At 67.8% G+C, this 16,829-nt stretch carries 10 protein-coding genes; 5 read left to right on the top strand and 5 right to left on the bottom strand.

Going from position 1 to position 16,829, the window contains the following annotated elements; genetic code table 11:
* Positions 1-56 precede the first annotated feature (56 nt).
* On the top strand, positions 57-869 hold the full coding sequence (locus NH14_RS11980) for a glycosyltransferase family 2 protein (RefSeq protein WP_052148079.1): 813 nt from the start codon (positions 57-59) through the stop codon (positions 867-869).
* Between the two features lie 61 nt (positions 870-930).
* Here NH14_RS11980 and dnaE read toward each other — a convergent pair whose 3' ends face one another.
* A complete protein-coding gene (gene dnaE / locus NH14_RS11975; protein WP_035527207.1) occupies positions 931-4,509 on the bottom strand; it encodes a DNA polymerase III subunit alpha in 3,579 nt (1,192 codons plus the stop codon).
* A 208-nt stretch (positions 4,510-4,717) separates the two neighbouring features.
* On the opposite strand from dnaE, the gene NH14_RS11970 reads away from it, so the two are divergent.
* Positions 4,718-5,611: a sulfurtransferase gene (locus NH14_RS11970; protein WP_035527209.1), complete on the top strand. Its 894-nt coding sequence runs from the start codon at positions 4,718-4,720 to the stop codon at positions 5,609-5,611.
* Positions 5,608-6,561, top strand: coding sequence for a tRNA glutamyl-Q(34) synthetase GluQRS (gluQRS, locus tag NH14_RS11965; RefSeq protein ID WP_244143442.1), 954 nt, complete (start codon positions 5,608-5,610; stop codon positions 6,559-6,561). The genes NH14_RS11970 and gluQRS overlap by 4 nt, the downstream gene beginning before the upstream one ends.
* A 120-nt stretch (positions 6,562-6,681) precedes the next feature.
* Here gluQRS and NH14_RS11960 read toward each other — a convergent pair whose 3' ends face one another.
* The 4 genes from NH14_RS11960 to purT all read right to left on the bottom strand — a co-directional run bounded on the left by NH14_RS11960 (position 6,682) and on the right by purT (position 10,819).
* Complete coding sequence (locus NH14_RS11960; RefSeq protein WP_035527210.1) at positions 6,682-8,163, bottom strand: DEAD/DEAH box helicase; 1,482 nt, start codon at positions 8,161-8,163, stop codon at positions 6,682-6,684.
* Positions 8,164-8,684: 521 nt separating this feature from the next.
* Complete coding sequence (locus tag NH14_RS11955; protein WP_084225461.1) at positions 8,685-9,116, bottom strand: MliC family protein; 432 nt, start codon at positions 9,114-9,116, stop codon at positions 8,685-8,687.
* 100 nt (positions 9,117-9,216) lie between these two features.
* Entirely contained in the window at positions 9,217-9,405 is a 189-nt protein-coding gene (locus NH14_RS11950; RefSeq protein ID WP_407947136.1) for a DUF6726 family protein, read from the bottom strand.
* 193 nt (positions 9,406-9,598) lie between these two features.
* The gene (gene purT / locus NH14_RS11945) at positions 9,599-10,819 is read right to left on the bottom strand and encodes a formate-dependent phosphoribosylglycinamide formyltransferase (protein ID WP_035527212.1); all 1,221 of its coding nucleotides are present in this window, start codon (positions 10,817-10,819) and stop codon (positions 9,599-9,601) included.
* A 204-nt stretch (positions 10,820-11,023) separates the two neighbouring features.
* Here purT and NH14_RS11940 point away from each other — a divergent pair, with 204 nt between their 5' ends.
* On the top strand, positions 11,024-11,695 hold the full coding sequence (locus tag NH14_RS11940; RefSeq protein WP_176329244.1) for an META domain-containing protein: 672 nt from the start codon (positions 11,024-11,026) through the stop codon (positions 11,693-11,695).
* Between the two features lie 302 nt (positions 11,696-11,997).
* Positions 11,998-16,782 carry a DNA translocase FtsK gene (locus NH14_RS11935; protein WP_035527214.1) on the top strand — a complete coding sequence of 1,595 codons (4,785 nt, stop codon included), beginning with the start codon at positions 11,998-12,000 and terminating at the stop codon, positions 16,780-16,782.
* The last annotated feature ends 47 nt before the right edge of the window (positions 16,783-16,829 follow it).

Raw genomic sequence — 16,829 nt, 5'->3', positions numbered from 1 at the left:
GCGGGCCCGGCGCGGTCCACCGCTTCCGACACTTCTCCAGAACAGGCGTCCTCTTCATGTCCGACGGATTTTCTCCGACCCGCCCGAGCGGCTCATCGCATGCCACCCTTTCGGTCATCGTGGTGGCGATGAACGAGGCGCACGACATTCGCGACTGCCTCGAATCGGTGCGCGGGCTCGCGATGGAAACCATCGTATTCGACTCCGGCAGCACCGACGGCACGCCCGACATCTGCCGCGAGCTAGGCGCGCGCGTGTTCGAGACCGACTGGCCCGGCGACGGCCCGCAGAAAAACCGGGCGCTGGCCGAAGCGCGCGGCGACTGGGTGATCTGCCTCGACGCCGACGAGCGCCTGAGCCCCGAGCTGCGCACCGAAATCGCAACCCTGCTAGCACAAGGCTCGACGCACGCCGCCTTCAGCACGCCGCGCCGCTCGAGCTTCTGCGGGCGCTTCATGAAGCATTCGGGCTGGTGGCCCGACCGCATCGTGCGCCTGTTCAGGCGCGGCAGCGCGCGCTTCACTGACGTGCGCACACATACGCACCTCGAAATCGACGGCACGACCGGCCGCTTCGATGGTCCGTTCATCCATATTTCGATGCCAGACCTGCACGAGGCGCTGGACAAGACCAATGTCTACTCGACCGAAGGCGCGCTCACGATGGCCGAAGCCGGCAAGCGCTCGTCGCTCGCCAAGGCGCTCGGCAAGGGCTTCTGGGCGTTCTTTCGCACCTGGGTGCTACGCGCGGGCTTTCTGGACGGTGCCGAGGGGCTGATGCTCGCGATCAACAACGCCGAGACCACGTACTACCGCTACGTCAAGCTCGCGCTGCTCACGCGCGACGGCAAGGTCGCGAAGAAACGCTGAATCCCGGGGAAGGACAGGCAGCGCGAGCGGCAGCCATTGCCGCTCGCCAGGAAAGACATCGTCAGTAGACGATTTCGATGGAACTGCCCGCGAACTCGCCGCGCAGCGCGGCAATGAGTTCGTCGGTGGGTTTCACGCGCCAGGCGTCGCCCAGCCGCACTTCGCCTTGCGCGCGTTCGTTGCTATAGACGATCTGCACCGCGAGGCCGTTCGGAATGGCCACCTGCTCGCGCTCGCGGCCCCGGCCGTAGCCTCCACCGCCACCCCCATCGCGCCCGCCACGTCCGCGCGTTTCCACCGCCGGCGCGGGCAGCGAATCGTCGGGCTTCGCGCGATGCGCTTCGAGCACCGAGCGCAGCGCGAGCGCGTTGGCGTTTCCGTTCATCTGCACCTTCACGGCCTGCGCGTAGCGGCTGCGGGCGCGCTCAAGATCCATCACGGTGTCCACCGTGAAGCGGATGCCGCCCGTGAACGCGTCGTTGCGCGCGCCGCCCTGCACGACCAGCAGCTCGTCTTCCTTGAAGAGCGCCTTGTGCGCCTCGTATTGCTCGTTGAATACCGTCACTTCGCACTGGCCCGTGCCGTCGTCGAGCAGCGCGATCAGCATCTTGCCGCGCTGGGTCATCTGCGTGCGCAGCGAGGCGATCACGCCCGCGACGAGCTTGTCGCGCCCTTCCTTGAGATCGCCGATCTTCTGGCGCACGAAGCGGCGCACTTCGTCCTTGTAGGCATCGAACAGGTGGCCCGACAGATAAAAGCCGAGTGCGCCCTTCTCTTCCTGGAGCCTGCGCTTGTCGCCCCAGGCGGGTTCGTCGACGAGTTCGTGCGCGGCCAGCGGCGCGTCGCCCATGTCGAAGAGGCCGGCCTGCATGGCGTTGGCGCTCGCCTGGTCGGCGGCCTCCATCGCCATCGGCACGGAGGCCAGCAATTGCGCGCGATTCGCGTGGATCGAATCGAACGCGCCCGCGCGGATCATCGCCTCGATCGTGCGGCGATTCACGAGGCGGCGGTCGATGCGCTCGCAGAAGTCGAACAGGTCCTTGAACAACCCGCCTTCTTTGCGCGCGCGCAGGACTTCTTCGATGGCGTTCTGGCCGCTGCCCTTGATCGCGCCGAGGCCATAACGGATCGTGCGCGAACGCTTGCCTTCGGCCACATGAGCATCGGCCACCGGCTCGAAGCGATACGCCGACGCGTTCACGTCCGGCGGCAGCACCTTCAACCCGTTGGTGGCGCAGTCCTCGAAGAGGATCTTCACCTTGTCGGTGTCGTCCATGGCGAGCGACATGTTGGCCGCCATGAATTCGGCCGGATGGTGCGCCTTGAGCCACGCAGTGTGGTAAGCGAGCAGTGCATACGCGGCCGCGTGCGACTTGTTGAAGCCGTAGCCCGCGAACTTCTCCATCAAGTCGAAGGTTTCGTCCGCCTTCTCGCGCGTGAGACCGTTCTTCGCCGCGCCTTCCGCGAAAATCTCGCGGTGCTTGGCCATTTCCTCGGGCTTCTTCTTGCCCATCGCGCGGCGCAAAAGGTCTGCGCCGCCGAGCGAGTAGCCGCCGATGATCTGCGCCATCTGCATCACCTGCTCCTGATAGACCATGATGCCGTAGGTCTCTTTCAGAACAGGTTCGACGCGCGGATCGGGATACTCCACCACTTCGCGGCCGTGCTTGCGCGCGCAGAAGCTCGGGATCAGGTCCATCGGGCCCGGACGATACAAGGCCACCAGCGCGATGATGTCCTCGAAGCGGTCAGGCTGGGCGTCCTTCAACATGCCCTGCATGCCGCGGCTTTCCAGCTGGAACACGGCGACCGTATTCGCTTTCTTGAGAATCTGGAACGACGCCGCGTCATCGAGCGGCACCTGGGCGAGCGACCAGTCCTGCTTCGAAGGATCGAGCATGCGGATATAGCGCTCGGCCCAATCGAGAATCGTGAGCGTGGTCAGGCCCAGAAAGTCGAACTTCACGAGCCCGACGGCTTCCACGTCGTCCTTGTCGTATTGGCTCACGACGCCGCTTTCGTCGCCCTGGGTGTAGAGCGGGCAGAAGTCGGTGAGCTTGCCGGGCGCGATCAGCACGCCGCCCGCGTGCATGCCCACGTTACGCGTGAGACCTTCCACGAGCTGCGCGAGGTCGAGCAGCTGATGCACTTCGTCTTCGTTGTCGTAGCGCTCTTGCAGCAGCGGCTCTTCCTTCATCGCATCGGCGATGGTGACGTGCTTGCCCGGCTTGAACGGAATGAGCTTGGCCACGCCGTCCGTGAAGTTGTAGCCGAGGTCGAGCACGCGGCCGATGTCGCGTACCGCGGCCTTCGCCGCCATGGTGCCGAAGGTGGCGATCTGCGAAACCGCATCCGCGCCGTACTTCTCCTTCACGTACTGAATCACGCGGTCGCGCCCGTGCTGGCAGAAGTCGATGTCGAAGTCGGGCATCGAGACGCGTTCCGGATTCAGGAAACGCTCGAACAGCAGGTTGTAGCGCAGCGGGTCGAGATCGGTAATGCCGAGCGCGTACGCGACCAGCGAGCCCGCGCCCGAGCCCCGGCCCGGCCCCACCGGCACGCCGTTGTTCTTGGCCCAGTTGATGAAGTCCGCGACGATCAGGAAGTAGCCCGGGAAGCCCATCTTGATGATGGTCCCGCACTCGAATTCGAGGCGCTCGTTGTAGCGTGCACGTTCGTTCTCGCGCTCGGCTTCATCGGGATAAAGCTGCACGAGGCGCTTTTCGAGGCCCTCTTTCGAGAGCTGCACGAGGTAGTCGTCGAGCGACATGCCGTCGGGCGTCGGGAAGAGCGGCAGCTTCGGCTTGCCAAGTTCGAGCGTGAGATTGCAGCGCCGCGCGATTTCGATGGTGTTCGCCATGGCCGACGGAATGTCCGCGAACAGCGCGACCATTTCGTCCTGGGTGCGAAACCGCTGTTCGGTCGTGAAGCGCTTCTGGCGGCGCGGATTCGCGAGAATGTCGCCTTCCGAGATGCACACGCGCGCTTCGTGCGCCGTGTATTCCTCGTCGGTCATGAACTGCATCGGATGCGTGGCCACCACCGGCAGCTTCAATTCCGCCGCGATCGCCACGGCCTGCTCGATGTACTGCTCGGCGCCCGGCTGGCCGCAGCGCTGCAATTCGATGTAATAGCCGTTCGGGAACAGCTTCGCCCAGCGCTGCGCGTGACGCTTCGCGCTTTCGACGTTGCCCGCCGCGAGCGCGAGCCCCACGTCGCCGTGCTGCGCGCCCGAGAGCGCGAGCAACCCCTCGCCGAGCCCGCTTTCGAGCCACGCGACGTCGACTTCCGCGCGCCCGCGATATTGATTCGTGAGCCACGCCTTGGACAGCAGTTCGCAGAGATTGAGGTAACCGCGCTTGTCCTTCACGAGCAGAAGCAGACGAGACGGTTTGTCGCGGTCGTCCGGATTCATGATCCAGACATCGCAGCCGGCAATGGGTTTGACCCCTTTGCCACGGGCTTCCGTGTAGAAACGAACGAGGCCGAATGCGTTGCCGAGGTCGGTGAGCGCGAGCGCGCCCTGGCCGTCCTTGGCCGCCGCCTTGACGAGGTCGTCGAGGCGCACGATGCCGTCGGCAATCGAGAATTCGGAGTGGACGCGGAGATGGACGAAGCGGGGATCTGACATGGGCGTCATTGTACCTCTACGGTCCGGCGATTTTTGCCGCCATCCACGCGCGAGGCGGCGCGCTGGACAGATGGCCCGGACCATAGGGATATGCCCCGGATAAGGCCCTGCGCGACATCAAGTCGTGCCGCAGGCGCCGCATCGCGCGGTTGAGGGATAATAACGGATTACGCCCGCAACGCAGCGGGTCTAACAGATTCAGGTTTTCAAGTTGGCCATGCGTATTCTCAATCTCTCCGCCTACCAGTTCGCGACACTCGACAAGACCGCCGAATGGCGTCCGCTCGTGCTCGAACGCTGCAAGTCGCTCGATTTGCGGGGCACCATCCTGCTCGCGCCGGAAGGCATCAATCTGTTCGTTGCGGGCGACGAAGGCAACGTGCGCGCCTTCATGGACTACATCAACCACGATCCGCTGTTCGAGGGCAAATTCGCGACCCTGCAGTTCAAGGAAAGCCTCTCGGAAACGCGCCCCTTCAACCGCATGCTGGTGCGTCTGAAGCGCGAGATCATCACCATGAAGAAGCCCGCGATCCGCCCCGAGGAAGGCCGCGCACCATCGGTCGCGCCGGTCGTGCTCAAGACGTGGCTCGACCGCGGCTTCGACGACGAAGGCCGCCCGGTCGTCATGCTCGACACGCGCAATGCGTTCGAAGTGGACGTCGGCACCTTCGACCAGGCGCTCGACTACCGCATCGACAAGTTCAGCGAATTCCCTGGCGTGATCGAGGCCAACCGCGCCGATCTCGAAGGCAAGACCGTGGTGTCGTTCTGCACGGGCGGCATCCGCTGCGAAAAGGCCGCGATCCACATGAAGGAAGTGGGGATCGAGCACGTCTATCAGCTCGAAGGCGGCATTCTCAAATACTTCGAGGAAGTGGGCGGTGCACACTACAACGGCGACTGCTTCGTGTTCGATCAGCGCACCGCGCTCAACCCGCAGCTCGAAGCGACCGACACCGTGCAATGCTTCGCGTGCCGCGCCGTGGTTACGGCCGCCGGGCAGGCATCGCCGCTCTACGTCGTGGGCAAGAGCTGCCCGGCGTGCCATCCGGAGCGCGAAGAAAGTGTAAAAGCGGCGGCGGCCGCCACGCCGGCCCAGGCTGCGTGACATCGCGTGATGCGCGCGTGAGCGTACCGGCTAGAACGCATCAGGGGTATCGCGGGCGCTTCGCGCCCTCGCCCACCGGGCCGCTGCATTTCGGCTCGCTCGTCGCGGCGCTCGCGAGCTGGCTCGACGCGCGCGCGCATGACGGCGCGTGGCTCGTGCGCGTGGAGGACATCGATGGCCCGCGCACCGTCTCCGGCGCCGCCGAGGACATTCTCGCGACGCTGGAGCGCTTCGGCTTTCAAGCCGACGAGCCGCCGCAATGGCAAAGCCAGCGCTTCGGCCTTTATCGCGCGGCGCTCGACCGGTTGATCGCGGCGGGCCATGTGTATCCCTGCGGCTGCACGCGCAAGGAAATCGCCGATTCGCAACTGCACGCGCACCGGCGCAACACCACGCTGATCTACCCCGGCACCTGCCGCGCCGGACTGCACGGCAAGCCCGCGCGCGCGTGGCGTCTGCGCGTGCCGGACGACATGCCCGAGGCTGAGGTCAATCCCGCGCTGATCCGCTTCGACGACCGTTGGCAAGGGCCGCAGGAGCAGGATCTGGCGACCGAAGTCGGCGACTTCGTGCTGCTGCGCGCGGACGGCCAGTGGGCGTATCAGCTCGCCGTGGTGGTGGACGACGCCGCGCAGAACATCACCCACATCGTGCGCGGCGCGGACCTGCTCGATTCCACGGCGCGCCAGATCTGGCTCCAACGGTGCCTCGCCGTGCCCACGCCCGCGTATCTGCACGTGCCCGTCGTCACCAACGAGGAAGGCGAAAAGCTCTCGAAGCAAACCGGCGCGCAAGCGCTCGACGCCGAGCGCCCGCTCGTGGCGCTGCTGGCCGCCGCGCGCCACCTCGGGCTCGAACTGCGCGACCCCGCGCCCGTAACGCTCGAAGTCTTTCAGGCCGATGCGATCGAGGCCTGGAAGCGCCGCCTCGCGCAGTTAGCGGCCCAATGAGCGCATAGCCCACGATTGCGGGCAGAAATGGCAGAAATGCGAAAGCGGCGTGCCGGTCGAAACCGGCACGCCGCTTTTTTCATCGCGCGAAGCCGAAGAAGCCTCGCCGCCCTTCAAATCTCAGGACGACGAAGACGAAGTAGGCTTGTTGCGCCACGACGAACCCAAGCCACCCAGCAGCGCCGCGAGCGGCTGCTTCGGCTTTTGCGACGCGGCGGCGGCCGGCGCGGGCTTGTCTTCGGCCGCGCTGCGCGCGCTCGGCGACGGCTCGTAGGGCTTCAGGAAAAAATCGTCGATGGGCTGCGACTGGCGATGATGATGCGGCCGCTCGTAAGCCCCCTGGCGACGATGACCAACGCGCTCCCCACGACCTTCGCGGCCCTCGTGGCCATCGCGCTCGCGGCGGCGGCCGCCGCCTTCGTGATGCGCAACCGGCGTGTCGACCACCAGCCGCTCGACGGTCAGCGGACGCTTGATCAGCTTTTCGATGTCGGCGAGCTGCTTCTTCTCGCTCGGGCTGCACAGCGAAAGCGCGTCGCCCGAGGCGCCCGCGCGGCCCGTGCGGCCGATGCGGTGCACGTAGTCTTCGGCGTTGAACGGCAGGTCGAAGTTGATCACGGCCGGCAGCTCGGCGATGTCGAGGCCGCGCGCGGCCACGTCGGTTGCCACCAGCGCCTCGATCTCGCCGCGCTTGAAGGCGTCGAGCGCCTGCATGCGCTCGCTTTGCGAGCGGTCGCCGTGAATCGCGGCGGCCACGATGCCCTGCTTCTCGATCTGGCGCGCGAGACGGCTTGCGCCGATCTTGCTGTTGCAGAACACGATCACCTGCTTCAGGCCGCGCTCGCGAATCAGTTGCACGACCGCGCCGGTCTTGTCGCCTTCGGCGACTTCGTAGACGACCTGCGTGACGTTGGTGGCCGTCGAGTTGCTGCGCGCGACCTCGATGGTCTGCGGCGTGCGCAGATAGGTCGCGGCAAGCTTCTTGATCTCGCCCGAGAAGGTGGCCGAGAACAGCAGCGTCTGGCGCTCCTTCGGCAGCAGATTCAGGATGCGCTGGAGGTCGGGCAGGAAGCCCATGTCGAGCATGCGGTCGGCTTCGTCGAGCACCAGCATCTGCACCTGGCCCAGACTCGTGGTCTTCTGCTGCACGTGGTCGAGCAGGCGGCCCGGCGTCGCGATCAGGATTTCCACGCCACGGCGCAGTTCGTCCGATTGCGGATTCATGTCGACGCCGCCGAACACCACGGCGCTGCGCAGCGCCGTGTGCTGCGCGTAGGTGCGCACGTTGTTGGCGACCTGGTCGGCCAGTTCGCGCGTGGGCGTGAGGATCAGCGCGCGCACCGGGTGGCGCGCAGGCGAGGCGCTCGTGCTCGCCAGCGGCAGCAGACGCTGAATGATCGGCAGCGAAAAGCTCGCGGTCTTGCCGGTGCCGGTCTGCGCGGCGCCCATCACGTCGCGGCCCGTGAGGACCACGGGAATGGCCTGCGCCTGAATGGGCGTGGGCGTCGTGTAGCCCTGCTCCTTGATCGCCTTGAGGATCTCGGGTGCCAGGCCGAACTGATCGAAGGTCTCGGTGCTGGGCTTGACGGCTGTGTCGGACATGATGGCTTCGCTATAAAGGCGCTATGCGCGCGAGGCGCGGTGCGCCTCAAATGATCACTGCGGGGTACTGCCGGGTTGCAAACGTGCGGGCAAACTGGGCGAGCGTTACTGAGTTACGGAGCGGCGGGGCTGCAGCGGCCGCGTTGTCCGTCCAGCGGACGGATCGCGGAAAATGCCCGGCAGGTTCGCGGGAACGCCGTCGAGTCAACCCATCGCGGTATGCAGGGAGCGCCGGCTGCACGGCCGCGCTCGACCCGCTCGTTCCCTTGTTGCCAGCCGGTGCGCCCGGCTGCTTCAGTCGATGTCGTAACGCCTGGGTGTCTGCCTCGTCGTCTGCCTCATCCCGGCGCTCACGGGCACGGCAGTCTGCCCCGTCGCCGGCCACAACCCGCCACGAGAGCAGGCGCAATTCGGCGAAAGGCCGGTATTGTAACACCTTGGCACAAATCCCTATGGCCGGGCGACCCGGCTTCTGCAACGCCGGGCACCGGAATGGCGCGGGCGCAGAGCACCGGGCACCCCTAGCGCATGATCGTGGCGCAGCCGGAAACGATGGGTTTGGGACTGCCTTCGGCCATTTCGTCGTAAAGGTCGGCGCCGGGGCCCTTGGTCCACCAGGTATAGCGGTCGGCGACGTATTTCACGCCCGACGCGGCAATCACGCCGACAAACAGCAGCGAGTGCCCCGCAACGGGAACGAGCGCGAAGCTCTGCCCGTTGGAGCCGTTGATGTAGGTGACCTTGAAGGTCTTGCCGTCCGCGCAGGTATAGCGGTAGGTGTGGCGAGACTGGGTCTGGATCTCGCGCACGTCTAGCGAGGCGGCTTGCGCGGCAGTCGCCGCGAGGCTCGCGCCGGCGCCGACGACGGCAAGCGCGAACACACCCGCAGCGAGCCGGCGCGGCGTGCGTAGACGGGTGGCAAGACGGTGGGCGGCGTTGCGTCCGCGGATCATGGCGTATTCTCCCGATACCCGGTTGGACCGGCGCGCTGCGCCGGCATGGTGAGTTGGCGTGTTGCGCCGCTAATGTTGCGCACCGGGCGGGCTACACGGTTCAGGGGTCGATCACGTCGGCACAGGCGTCGGTAGGTGCCGCAGCCACGTGCCCGACTATCGGCACGATCTTCAAGCCCGCCGACACCACGCGGCACGGCGCGGCTGCGATGCCGCAACCCGAGAGCGCGAGCGCGCACACCCCCAACAACAGTCCGCGCGGCCACCACAACGCGATCGACTTCATCATTCCCGTTTCCTGCAATTTGCTTGACACGATAACCCGGCGCATCGCGCCGCGCCCCGGGCATGCCAGGTCATGCACGGCGGCAGCGCGCCCCGGGCGGCAAAAACAATGATTATCTGACGCTACGACGGCAGCACGAATGCGCCCGATCAACGTATGGCGTCAACCAGGTCAGGCGTCGCCGCGCCGGCGCTTGTTACGACGCGCTCCCCGGCACCGGCCGCACCGCCGCGGCCGCCGCGCGGGCACGCGAACGGGCTTCGTCGATGTCGACGCCGGTCGCGAGTGCGACGCCCATGCGGCGCTTCGCGAAGCTCTCGGGCTTGCCGAACAGGCGCAGGTCCGCGCCCGGCACGGCCAGCGCCTCTGCCACGCCTTCGAAGGCGATGCCGCGCGCGTCCATGCCGCCGTAAATCACCGCCGATGCGCCCGGCCCGCGCGCCGTAGTATCGACGGGCAGCCCGAGAATCGCGCGCGCATGCAGTTCGAACTCGGAGAAGCGTTGCGACGCGAGCGTGACAAGCCCCGTGTCGTGCGGACGCGGGCTCACTTCCGAGAACCAGACGTCATCGCCGCGCACGAACAACTCGACGCCGAAGAGGCCGCGCCCGCCCAGCGCCTCGGTCACCTTGTGCGCGACTTCACGCGAGCGCTCGAGCGCCTTCGGGCTCATCGGCTGCGGCTGCCACGACTCCACGTAGTCGCCGTCGACCTGGCGGTGGCCGATCGGATCGCAGAAGTACGTCTGCACGGCGCCGCTCGCCGGATTGGTCGCGCGCACGGTGAGCTGCGTGATTTCGTATTCGAAGTCGATAAAGCCCTCGACGATCACGCGGCCATGATTCACGCGCCCGCCCGAGAGCGCGTATTGCCAGGCGCGCTCGACATCGGCATCGCTCTTGAGCACCGACTGCCCCTTGCCCGAGGACGACATCACCGGCTTCACCACGCACGGGTAGCCGACCTTGGCAATGCCGGCCTTCAGTTCGTCGAGCGAATCGGCGAATGCGTAGGGCGAGGTCGGCAGGCCCAGTTCCTCGGCGGCGAGACGCCGGATGCCTTCGCGGTTCATGGTGAGCTGCGCGGCGCGCGCGGTGGGGATCACCACGGCCGCGCCCTCGGCTTCGACGGCCGCCAGCGCATCGGTGGCGATGGCCTCGATCTCGGGCACGACGAGGTGCGGACGCTCGGCGTCGATGAGCGCGCGCAGCGCCTTGGGATCGGCCATGTCGATGACGTGGGCGCGATGCGCGACCTGATGGCCGGGCGCGTTTTCGTAGCGGTCGACGGCGATCACTTCGACGCCGAGGCGTTGCAGCGCGATGATCACTTCCTTGCCGAGTTCGCCGGCGCCGAGCAGCATGACACGGGTGGCGGAAGCGGAAAGCGGCGTGCCGATGCGAGTGCCGGTCTGCATGATATCTCCAGGAATGAGGGTGAGGCGGCGCGTGGTTCGCGCTTCAAGGGATGCGAATGCGAGGGAGCGCCGATGTTAACACCCCGCGCGCCTCGAGCGGGCGCGCGAAGCAGGCTTTTGTGGATCTCCGGCGAGCCTTTGCGCTCGCATGCGGCCCCTTGGTGGGTTACGCTTACGCCTTCGCCAGTTATGAGGAACGATGCGATGCCCCACCGCTCGAGCACACGCCCCGCCGCACGCAAGTTTGCGCGCCTGCTCGCCTCGCGTGTGTCATACACCGCGCCGTTCGCGGCCGCCGCTGCGGCTGCGCTCCTGCTTGCCGCCTGCAAGCTGCCGGTTCACCAGGACACGTCCGCCCCGCCGCCCGACCCGTTCAATCCCGCCGCGACGCAATTGCTCGACAACACGCACTGGCAACTCGTCGAATGGAAACGCGCCGACGGTACGCAGCGCGCGGTGCCCGCAGCGTCGAGTGCAACCGCCGAAAACGGCGCTCCCGATGCGCGCCCCGCGCGCCCCGTCACGCTCGATCTCTCGACCGCCAGCGGGCAGCGCCGTGCGAGCGGCTTCTCGGGCTGCAATCGCTACATGGGAACCTACTCGCTCAAAAACGGGCTGCTCTCGTTTGGCCAGCTCGCGGGCACGCGCATGGCGTGCGTCGGCACGGGCGGCGAAATCGAAGGCCCGTACCTCGACGCGCTCGCGCACATCCAGCGTTCGGGCGTGCAAATGCGCGAACCGCAGGCACTCCTGATCGTGCTCGCAAACGGCGACCGCCTGACCTTCGCCCAAGCGGGTGCGCCCGCTGCCTCCAGTGGGCCCGCAAGCGCGCCGTCCGCGGCCTCCGCCGCCGCGCCCGCGCAGCAGGGCAAGTGAGGCGTTGCGCCGTTAAGCAGCCGCGCGCTCGTCCGGCGCGGCTCTTTTTTGGCGCGCCGTCTCGCGCCTCGCGCACGGCAAACTGGTCCACAGTCTTCCCCCCGCTGAGTTCCCCACGGTGTCCGGCGTGGCTTCCCATAGCAGCCCGCCCTGCTCATAGCCCTGCGTGCCGGGCTTGCGGCACACCCGCCAGACGCCTGCGCGGCCACGCCGGTTGCGGCGCGGCAACGCGCATTGCGGTGCGCGGGGGCTGGGCGGTTACACTCGATACGTTGCACATCTTTTAAGCGTTGATCTCTGGCATGCACACGGTAGTCCCTGGCTGGTTCGGCTTATCCGCCATCTGGTTCGTCCCTCTGATCTGGCGTCTCGTGAAGTCGGTGCTGCCTGGCGGCGCGGGCTTGCGCGGCCCCGGCACAATCCGGCTTTGGCTCGGCTTTGTCTGCGTGTTGCTGGCGAGCTGCGCGCTCGAAGCCACGATCCTGAACATCGACGGCTTCGATGCGCTCGGGCACGCGCTCGCGGGCGGGCTCGGCAAGCTGATCGGGCATGTCGCCGCGCCGCTCGCGATGGCGGCGCTGCTGTTCGTGAGCCTGCCTTGGCTCATCGATTTCCACTGGCGCGACTTCTTCGCCTGGGCCGACGTCTCGCTCGGCCTCGGGCTCAACATCCGTCCGTCGAACAAGGAAGACGACGATGAACGCCGCAGCCGCCGCGCGCCCAGACAGGACGCCGCGCAGCCGCAAGGCGCGGCGCGCCCGGGCTCGAATGGCATGAGCGGGATAAGTGGCCTGGGCGGCCTCGGCAAGCTGGCTAGCGGCCTTGGCAACGGTCTGGGGCTCGGGGGCAGGACGGCCTCGGGCACAGGACCTACCCAAGGGATGGGTGCAAGCGCAAACGGCACGCCTGGTGCAGGCGGCTTTGCCGAGCCGCTCGACGGCGTGCGCCGCAAACGCCCGACCGTATGGCGTCCGCAGACGCCGGGCAAACGCGCGGCGACCGCAGCCGGAGCGAGTGCCGCCGCGAGCGCGGCGGCGCGGGACGCGGATGGCGCGTTCGCGGTCAATGGCTCGACGCGTGGCAGTGCCTCGCCGTGGCGCACAGAACCGGATTTCGCGTCGCCGGAGCCGAGCCCCGCCGCTGCATGGGCGCGCTCCGAACCGACCGCCCCGGCCGGCTGGCTGCGCGAGGGCCAACCGGCCGACACGCGCCGCAACCCGGCAGCGGGTGCGACCGGTGCGCCGCTGGCAACCCCGCCCGCCGGTTTCCCCGCCGACATGCGCCGCCAGGCGTTGGCCGAGACCGGCGGCACACCGTTCGGCGGTGTGCCGTCAGGTGACGCGGCGCTTGCCAGCGCAGCCGGCAGCCCGACGCCGCGACGCATCGCGCCGATCCCCCCGGCCGTCACCGCTGCCACTATCACCGCCCCGCTCCCACCCGCGATTTCGCCGCCGGTTTCACCCACGAGCGCGCCTGGCGTGCGCCCGGTGGTAGCCGCCGCCACGCTCGCATCGACGGCCGCGGTCACGCCGCGCGGCTTCTCTGCGCCGCGCGATCCGCTGGTTTCGCCGTTTGCGCAACCGGCCCCGGCACGCCGTAGCGCGCCGCCGCCGGTCGCGGGCAGCACCGCCGCGCGCGCAGCGGCCGCAGCCGCGCCGCAGGCACGCCAGCAGAAACCGCCACGTCCGTTCATCTGGCCGGCCAAGAGCGCGTCCAGCCCGGCACAGCGCGCGCCCGGCTCGTCATTCGACACCCGGTTCGGTGCGTCCGCAACGACGCCGCTCGCCGGCACCGCCACGCCGGCCTACTCCCGCGCGACGCAAGGCACGGCATCCGCACCGCAAGCGCCCCTCTCGACGGGCGTGCTCGAAACGCTGCGTTCGATCGAGGAAAACGCCGCGCGCTGGACGACGCTCGCGGGCGCGAGTCTCGCGCGCCGCAACACGGTCGACCAGACTGCGACGCAAGCAGAAGTGCGCGCGAACGCGCAAGCCGCCGCTGACCTGCCCGCCAGCGACGCGAGCCCCGCCCCGGCAGCGCACGTGGCGCCGCCGCTTGTCGAACCGCAGATCGCTCCGCTGCCCGAGACGGCAGCATTCGAGAATGCTGCCCCAGTGGATGCGGCCGCCGAAGGCGCGGTCGTGACTTCCACCACGTCGCCGGCGCGCGGCACGACCGGATTCGCCCACACGGCCGCCAGCGCGTGCGACGACGCCTCGCCTGCTCCCGCGCATCCGGAACATCCGGAACATCCGGTGCAATCGGTGCAATCGGTGCAATCGGTGCAATCGGTGCAATCGGTGCAATCGGTGCAATCGGTGCAATCGGCCGAAACCAGCTTGGCGTCCGTAGCTTCCGTCGAGCCAGCCGCCGCGATACCGCCGGTCACATCACCCGCCGCCGAATCCTTCGCGCCGTGGACCTACGCCGGCGATGCATCGAACCCGAGCGCCCTGCCCGCTTTCCTCATCGACGAGCAGGAGGAAGACGTGCTGCCGGAACCCGCTGCGCCCGCTGCAACGGCTACGCCGCCCGCACAGCCGCTCGCAACTTCGCCCGTCCACTGGCCGACCTTCGACAACGGCATGCCGTGGGTCATGCTCGACGACGAACCAGCAGCGGACGAACCGGCCGACGCGGCGCCGGACCACGCCACCTCGACGCCCGAACCAGAAGTTGCCGTACCGGCCGCCTCGACGCCCGCGCCATCGGCTCAGGCGACGGGCCTTGCGCCGTCGAACGTTGCACAGAGCCGTGCCGCGCTGCCGCCCTCCACGCCGCTACAGCATCACGACGACATCGACGTGACGAGCGAGCCGCCGTTGCCCAAAGCTACGCCGGACGTAACGCCCGATGTGCAAGAACCGGTAGCCGCAGAAAACGTCGTCCAATTCCCGCGCGTTGCGACGGGAACGCTGCACGTCGCGCCGGCCACGCCGGCAAGCCATGACGCGATTGCAGAGCCATCGCCTGTGAATGCCGCGCAAGCGGACGACACGCCGGCCGGCCACGACACCTCGACGCCCGTGCAACAGACTCACACGTTCGCACCGTCCGCCGCCGTTGAAGTGCCTTCGTTCCTGGCTGACGCAACGCCGGCCGCCATCGCGCCGACAAGCTTCGTGCCCCACTCGCCTGTGGCAGTTCCGACCTTGTCCACGCCGGCCCCGTTCGCCGCCGCACCCGCCACGCCAGCGGAACCCAAGCCGGAAACCCCTGCGCAGCCAACGCCCCCGGCACAGTCCGCATTCACCGCGACGCCGGCATTTACATCGATCGCCTCCGCAAGCGCGCCCACCGTCGCTGCGATTCCGACACCGTTCGTTGCCCCGGCAGCCGAAGCCACGCCGCGAACCGCCGCGCACGAAGCTGCAGCGCCACTGTCGCCCGCTCCTGTTGCACCAGGCGGTTACGCCAGCACGACACCGCCGTGGGCGCAGCCACCGGCACCCGCAAACCCGCTCGACCACGGCAACGGCACGCCCTCCACGCCGCCCGCGCCGCAAGCCGAGGCCCAGCCCGAAGTCCAGCAAGCCCCCGCGCCGCGCCAGCCCGTGCGCGGCCACGCGCCGACTTCGTTCGAGTTCCAGCCGCTCAGCGCATCGGCGGTCGAACTGCCCGGCATCGATCTGCTCGAGCGAGCCTCGTCCGAAATCGAACCCGTCTCCGAGCAAAAGCTTGCCGAAACGAGCCAATTGATCGAGCAGCGCCTGCAGGAATTCAAGGTGCCCGTGACCGTAGTGGGCGCATCGGCGGGCCCGGTTATCACACGCTTCGAAGTCGAGCCCGCGCTCGGCGTGCGCGGCAGCCAGATCGTCGGCCTCATGAAGGACCTCTCGCGCGGCCTCGGCCTCACGTCGATCCGCGTGGTCGAGACCATTCCCGGCAAGACCTGCATGGGGCTCGAACTGCCCAACGCGCGCCGCCAGATGATCCGCCTTTCGGAGATTCTCGAATCGGCGCCGTACCACCGCTCGCAGTCGAAGCTCACGATCGCGATGGGCAAGGACATCGTCGGCCACCCGATCGTCACCGACCTCGCCAAGGCGCCGCACATGCTCGTCGCGGGCACGACCGGCTCGGGCAAGTCGGTGGCGATCAACGCGATGATCCTCTCGCTGCTCTACAAGGCCACGCCGGAGGACGTGCGGCTCATCATGATCGACCCGAAGATGCTCGAGCTTTCGGTGTACGAAGGCATTCCGCATCTGCTCGCGCCCGTGGTCACCGACATGAAGCTCGCCGCCAACGCGCTGAACTGGTGCGTGGGCGAGATGGAAAAGCGCTACCGGCTGATGTCGGCGGTGGGCGTGCGCAACCTCGCGGGCTTCAACCAGAAAATCCGCGACGCGCAAGCGCACGAGAAGAAGATCGGCAATCCGTTCTCGCTCACGCCGGAGGCGCCCGAACCGCTCTCTCCGCTGCCGATGATCGTCGTGGTGATCGACGAGCTCGCCGACCTCATGATGGTCGCGGGCAAGAAGATCGAGGAGCTGATCGCGCGTCTCGCGCAAAAGGCGCGCGCCGCCGGCATCCACCTGATCCTCGCGACGCAGCGCCCTTCAGTGGACGTCATCACGGGGCTCATCAAGGCGAACATCCCGACGCGCGTGGCGTTCCAGGTCTCGTCGAAGATCGACTCGCGCACGATTCTCGACCAGATGGGCGCCGAGTCGCTGCTAGGCCAGGGCGACATGCTGTTCCTGCCGCCGGGAACAGGCTACCCGCAGCGCGTGCATGGCGCGTTCGTCGCCGACGAGGAAGTGCACGCCGTAGTCGAGTATCTGAAACAGTTCGGCGAGCCCGAGTATGTCGAAGGCATCCTCGAAGGCCCCGCGAGCGAAGGCGCGCCGCAGGACCTGTTTGGCGAATCGCCCGATGCGGAAGCCGATCCGCTCTACGACGAGGCCGTCTCGTTCGTCGTGCGCACGCGGCGCGCGTCGATTTCCTCGGTGCAGCGGCAGTTGCGCATCGGCTACAACCGCGCCGCGCGCCTCGTCGAACAGATGGAAGCGGCAGGCCTCGTCTCGCCGATGGGCATCAACGGCAGCCGCGAAGTGCTCGTGCCTGGAGGCCAGGCCGAGTAAGCCTCCTGATGCGTGCCGCGAGGCACGATCGCTCTAACGCAAAGCGC

This window comes from Paraburkholderia sacchari (genome assembly GCF_000785435.2).
GTDB classification, from domain to species: Bacteria; Pseudomonadota; Gammaproteobacteria; order Burkholderiales; family Burkholderiaceae; genus Paraburkholderia; species Paraburkholderia sacchari.
Note: the sequence above shows the minus strand (reverse complement) of the source record. Positions and strands in the feature narration are given on the sequence as shown.

Coding starts and splice junctions, on each gene's coding strand:
- NH14_RS11980 (WP_052148079.1), top strand. CDS start 57: ATGTCCGACGGATTTTCTCCGACCCGCCCGAGCGGCTCATCGCATGCC.
- dnaE (WP_035527207.1), bottom strand. CDS start 4,509: ATGACGCCCATGTCAGATCCCCGCTTCGTCCATCTCCGCGTCCACTCC.
- NH14_RS11970 (WP_035527209.1), top strand. CDS start 4,718: ATGCGTATTCTCAATCTCTCCGCCTACCAGTTCGCGACACTCGACAAG.
- NH14_RS11960 (WP_035527210.1), bottom strand. CDS start 8,163: ATGTCCGACACAGCCGTCAAGCCCAGCACCGAGACCTTCGATCAGTTC.
- NH14_RS11955 (WP_084225461.1), bottom strand. CDS start 9,116: ATGATCCGCGGACGCAACGCCGCCCACCGTCTTGCCACCCGTCTACGC.
- NH14_RS11950 (WP_407947136.1), bottom strand. CDS start 9,405: ATGATGAAGTCGATCGCGTTGTGGTGGCCGCGCGGACTGTTGTTGGGG.
- purT (WP_035527212.1), bottom strand. CDS start 10,819: ATGCAGACCGGCACTCGCATCGGCACGCCGCTTTCCGCTTCCGCCACC.
- NH14_RS11940 (WP_176329244.1), top strand. CDS start 11,024: ATGCCCCACCGCTCGAGCACACGCCCCGCCGCACGCAAGTTTGCGCGC.
- NH14_RS11935 (WP_035527214.1), top strand. CDS start 11,998: ATGCACACGGTAGTCCCTGGCTGGTTCGGCTTATCCGCCATCTGGTTC.